General features: G+C 72.7%; 1 protein-coding gene. It reads left to right on the top strand.

Annotated features, from left to right (window positions below):
- Positions 1-5,013: type I polyketide synthase (locus VT50_RS28565; RefSeq protein ID WP_143645285.1), on the top strand; the 5,013-nt coding region annotated here is incomplete at both ends.

The raw sequence follows: 5,013 nt of genomic DNA, 5'->3' as shown, positions 1-5,013 counted from the left end.
GGGATGGCGGTATATCCGTGGCCGCCGTCAATGGCCCTGGTTCGGTGGTGGTGTCCGGTGATCCGGGTGCGCTGGATGAGATGGTGGCGCGGCTGGAGGGTGAGGAGGTGCGGGTCCGTCGGGTGCCGGTGGACTACGCCTCGCATTCCGCTCATGTGGAGGCCATCCGCGAGGAGTTGCTGACGGTCCTCGCCGATATTGAGCCGCGCGCCTCTGAGGTGCCGTTCTACTCCACGGTGTCCGCCGAGCTGGTGGACACCACCGGTCTGGACGCGGAGTACTGGTATCGCAACCTGCGGCAGACCGTCGAGCTGGAGGCCACCACCCGTACCCTCCTCGGCACCGGCCACGCCACCTTCATCGAGGTGAGCCCGCACCCGGTGCTCACCCTTCCCGTCCAGCAGACGGTTGAATCCGCCGAGGCCCAGGCCGTGGCCGTGGGCACGCTGCGCCGCGACGAGGGCGGCCTGGAGCGGTTCCTGACCTCCGCCGCCGAGGTGTTCGTCCGCGGCGTCACGGTGGACTGGGCCGCCTTGCTCGAAGGCCACGGCGCCCGCCGGGTGGAGCTGCCGACCTATGCCTTCCGCCGTCAGCGGTACTGGCTGGATGTGTCGGCCGCCGAGGTGTCCGCCACCGCCGACGGCCTGGCCGCGGACGCGGTGGACGCGCGCTTCTGGGAGGCCGTGGAGCGCGAGGACCTGCAGGCGCTGGTCCGCACGCTGGAGGTGGAGGACGAGCAGCAGCAGTCGTCGCTGACGGCGCTGCTTCCCGCGCTGTCGTCCTGGCGCCGTCAGCGCCGTGCGCAGAACACGGTGGACAGTTGGCGCTACAAGGTGGTCTGGAAGCCCCTGGCGTCCGCCACCGATGCGGCCCTCTCGGGCACCTGGCTCGTCGTACTCCCCGCATCGCACGCCGACGACGCCCTCGTGTCCGCCACGGTGCGCGGGCTGGAGACGGGCGGAGCCGATGTCGTCCGGGTGGTGCTCGACGCATCGGGCAACGACCGCTGGAGCGTCGCGGAGCGGCTGCGGGGGGCGCTCGACGAGGCAGGGGTGGAGACCTCCGGCGTGGCGGGTGTGTTCTCGCTGCTGGGCCTTGACGAGTCCGGCCACGGGACGTTCGAGGTGGTGCCCGCGGGACTCGCGGCCATGGTGGCGCTGGTCCAGGGGCTGGGCGACGCCGGTGTGGTGGCCCCGCTGTGGTGCGGCACCCGGGGCGCGGTGTCCGTGGGCCGCTCCGACCGGCTGGTCAGCCCGGTACAGGCGATGGTGTGGGGCCTGGGCCGCATCGTCGGCGTGGAGTACCCCCAGCGCTGGGGCGGTGCGGTCGATCTGCCCGAGGCCATGGACGGCCGCGCGGTGGCCCGTCTCATCGGAGTGCTCGCGGGTACGGAGGGCGAGGACCAGGTCGCGGTGCGCGGGTCCGGTGTGTTCGCCAAGCGCATGGTGCGTGCCACGGCGGCCGAGGACGCAGAGGGCCGCGGCTCCTGGCAGAGCCGGGGCTCGGTGCTGGTGACCGGTGGCACGGGCGCGCTCGGTGGCCATGTGGCCCGCTGGCTGGCGCAAACGGGTGCCGAGCACCTGGTGCTGACGAGCCGCCGTGGCATGGAGGCCGAGGGCGCCGCCGAGCTGAAGGCGGAACTGGAGGGGCTGGGCGCCCGGGTGACGGTGGCGGCGTGTGACGCGGCCGACCGCGAGGCGCTGGCCGCGGTGCTGGACGCGATTCCGCGGGAGCTCCCGCTGACCGCCGTGGTGCACACCGCCGGTGTGCTGGACGACGGTGTGCTTGACGCCCTGACGGTGCGCCGTGCGGCCGGGGTGCTGCGTCCGAAGGTGGACGCCACGCGGAATCTGCACGAGCTCACCGCAGGGATGGAGCTGTCGGCCTTCGTGCTGTTCTCCTCCGGGGCGGGCACGCTGGGCGGTCCGGGCCAGGGCTCTTACGCGGCGGGCAACGCCTACCTCGACGCGCTGGCGCTGCAGCGGCGCGCGGACGGCCTTCCGGCCACCTCCATCGCCTGGGGCGCCTGGGCCGGAGGCGGTCTCGGCTCCGGCGAGGTCGGTGAGCGGATGGACCGCTCCGGCATGGTCGGGATGGTGCCCGAGCTGGCCATCTCCGGAATGCAGCAGGCCCTGGAACTGGACGAGACCTTCCTGGTCATCGCCGAGATCGACTGGGAGCGCTTCCAGCCCGACTTCGTCGGCTCACGCCCGAACGCGCTGTTCCGCGAGGTGGCCGAGCTGAACCGCCCGGCCGCCGCCAGTGGCGCGGACGCGGGCGACGGCGACGACGCGATTTCCGCGCTGCGCCGGGAGATGGCGGAGCTGCCCGCCGCCGAACAGCCCAAGCTGCTCCTGGAACTGGTGCGCAACCAGGCCGCCGACGTCCTCGGCTACGACGGCGCGGACGCGGTGGAGGCCGACCGTGCCTTCCGCGACCTCGGCTTCGATTCGCTGACCGCCGTGGAGCTGCGCAACCGCCTCGGCGTGGTCACCGGCCTCCGGCTCCCGGTCACCTGTGTCTTCGACTATCCGAACGCCACGGTGCTGGCCCGTTACCTACACACCGAGATGTTCGGCGACCAGCCGGTCACCGCGGCCGTCACCGCCGCCGCACCCCAGCGGCCCGAGGGGGCCCAGGGGCCCCTGACCACCGATGAGCCCATCGCCATCATCGGCATGAGCTGCCGGTTCCCCGGCGGGGTGCGCAGCCCCGAGGAGCTGTGGAAGCTGCTGATGGCCGAGGGGGACGTGATCTCCGGGTTCCCCGAGGACCGCGGCTGGGACATCGACGGCCTCTACGACCCGGACCCCGAGAAGTCCGGCACCAGCTACGTCCAGGCCGGCGGCTTCCTCGACGAAGTCGGCCACTTCGACCCGGGCTTCTTCGGGATCTCGCCGCGGGAGGCGCTGGCGATCGACCCCCAGCAGCGGCTGCTGCTGGAGACCTCGTGGGAGGCGTTCGAGCGCGCCGGGGTCGACCCCGTGGCGCTGCGCGGCAGCCAGACCGGTGTCTTCGTCGGCTCCAACTACCACGACTACGGCTCGCGCATCCTGGCCGACGGCGAGGGAGTGGAGGGGTACCTCGGACTCGGCAGCGCCCCCAGCGTCTCCTCCGGTCGCATCTCCTACACCTTCGGCTTCGAGGGCCCGGCCGTCACGGTGGACACCGCGTGCTCGTCGTCACTGGTCGCCCTCCACCTGGCCTGCCAGTCGCTGCGGCAGGGCGAGTCCTCGGTGGCGCTGGCGGGCGGTGTGACGATCATGGCCACACCGGGCACGTTCATCGAGTTCAGCGCCCAGCGGGTGCTGTCCTTCGACGGCCGGTGCAAGGCGTTCTCGGCGGAGGCCGACGGCACCGGCTGGTCCGAGGGCGTGGGCATGCTGCTCGTGGAGCGGCTGTCGGACGCGCGGCGCAACGGCCACGAGGTGCTGGCCGTCATCCGGGGTTCGGCCATCAACCAGGACGGCGCGTCCAACGGTCTGACGGCGCCCAACGGCCCGTCGCAGCAGCGGCTGATCGAGCAGACGCTGGCCGGTGCCCGGCTGGCCTCCGCCGATGTGGACGTGGTCGAGGCCCATGGCACCGGCACCCCGCTCGGTGACCCGATCGAGGCGCAGGCACTGCTGGCCACCTACGGCCAGGGCCGCCCCGAGGGCCAGCCGCTGCTGCTGGGCGCCATCAAGTCCAACATCGGTCATACGCAGGCCGCCGCCGGTGTCGCCGGGGTCATCAAGATGGTGATGGCCATGCGCGAGGGCACCCTTCCCAAGACCCTGCACGTGGACGAGGCATCGCCGCATGTGGACTGGTCGGCGGGCGATCTGGAGCTGCTGACCGAGGCCGTGCCCTGGCCGGAGCGGGGCCGCCCGCGCAGGGCGGCGGTGTCCGCCTTCGGCGTGAGCGGCACCAACGCGCACACCATCATCGAGCAGGCGCCGGTCCCCGATGAGCCGGAGGCGCCACGGGCCGGGGAATCCCCGGACACCACCGCGGCCCCGGTGCCGTGGATCCTGTCCGGCCGGACCGATGCCGCCCTCCGGGGCCAGGCCGAGCGGCTGCGGGCCCAACTGGCCACCGCCAGCGAAGAGTTCATGCCCACCGTGGACCTCGGTTATTCCCTCGCGATGACCCGGTCGCTGTTCGACCACCGGGCCGCGCTCGTCGGCGAGGACCGCGCGGACCTGCTGCGCGGCCTCGAGGCCATCGCCAACGGCGAGACCGCGCCCGGCGTCGCACGCGGCGTGGCGGGAGCGCCAGGCAGGACGGCGTTCCTGTTCTCGGGCCAGGGCGCACAGCGCCTCGGCATGGGACGGGAGCTGTACGACGCCTTCCCGGCGTTCGCCGACGCGTGGGACGAGGTGTGCGCCCACCTGGACGGTCTGCTGGAGCGTCCGCTGAGGGATGTGGTGTTCGCGGCGGAGGGGAGCGCGGACGCCGGGCTGCTGGATCAGACGGCGTTCACCCAGCCCGCGTTGTTCGCGGTGGAGGTGGCGTTGTTCCGGCTGCTGTCGGCGTGGGGTGTGGCGCCGGATGTGGTGATCGGTCATTCCATCGGTGAGATCGCCGCCGCCCACGTTGCCGGTGTGTTCTCGCTGGAGGATGCCTGCACGCTGGTGGCCGCGCGTGGCCGGTTGATGCAGGCGCTGCCCGAGGGCGGCGCGATGGTCGCCATCGAGGCATCCGAAGAGGAGGTCTCCGGCTCGCTGGCCGGGCGGGAGGCCGAGGTGAGCATCGCCGCCGTCAACGGCCCCGCCTCCGTGGTCATCGCGGGCGACGAGGCCGCGGCGCTGGAGATCGCCGGGGGGTGGGCGGAGCAGGGCCGTAAGACCCGACGCCTGCGAGTGAGCCACGCCTTCCACTCGCCCCGCATGGACGCCATGCTCGGCGACTTCCGCAAGGTCGTTGAGGGGTTGTCCTTCCAGACGCCGTCCATCGCCCTGGTCTCGAATGTGACGGGCGAGGCGGCGAGCGGGGATGAGGTGTGCTCGCCGGAGTACTGGGTCCGCCATG

Origin of the sequence: Streptomyces antioxidans, assembly GCF_000968685.2 — a bacterium.
GTDB lineage: Bacteria > Actinomycetota > Actinomycetes > Streptomycetales > Streptomycetaceae > Streptomyces > Streptomyces antioxidans.
The sequence above is the reverse complement of the archived record's forward strand: the minus strand, read 5'-3'. Positions and strand labels throughout refer to the sequence as shown.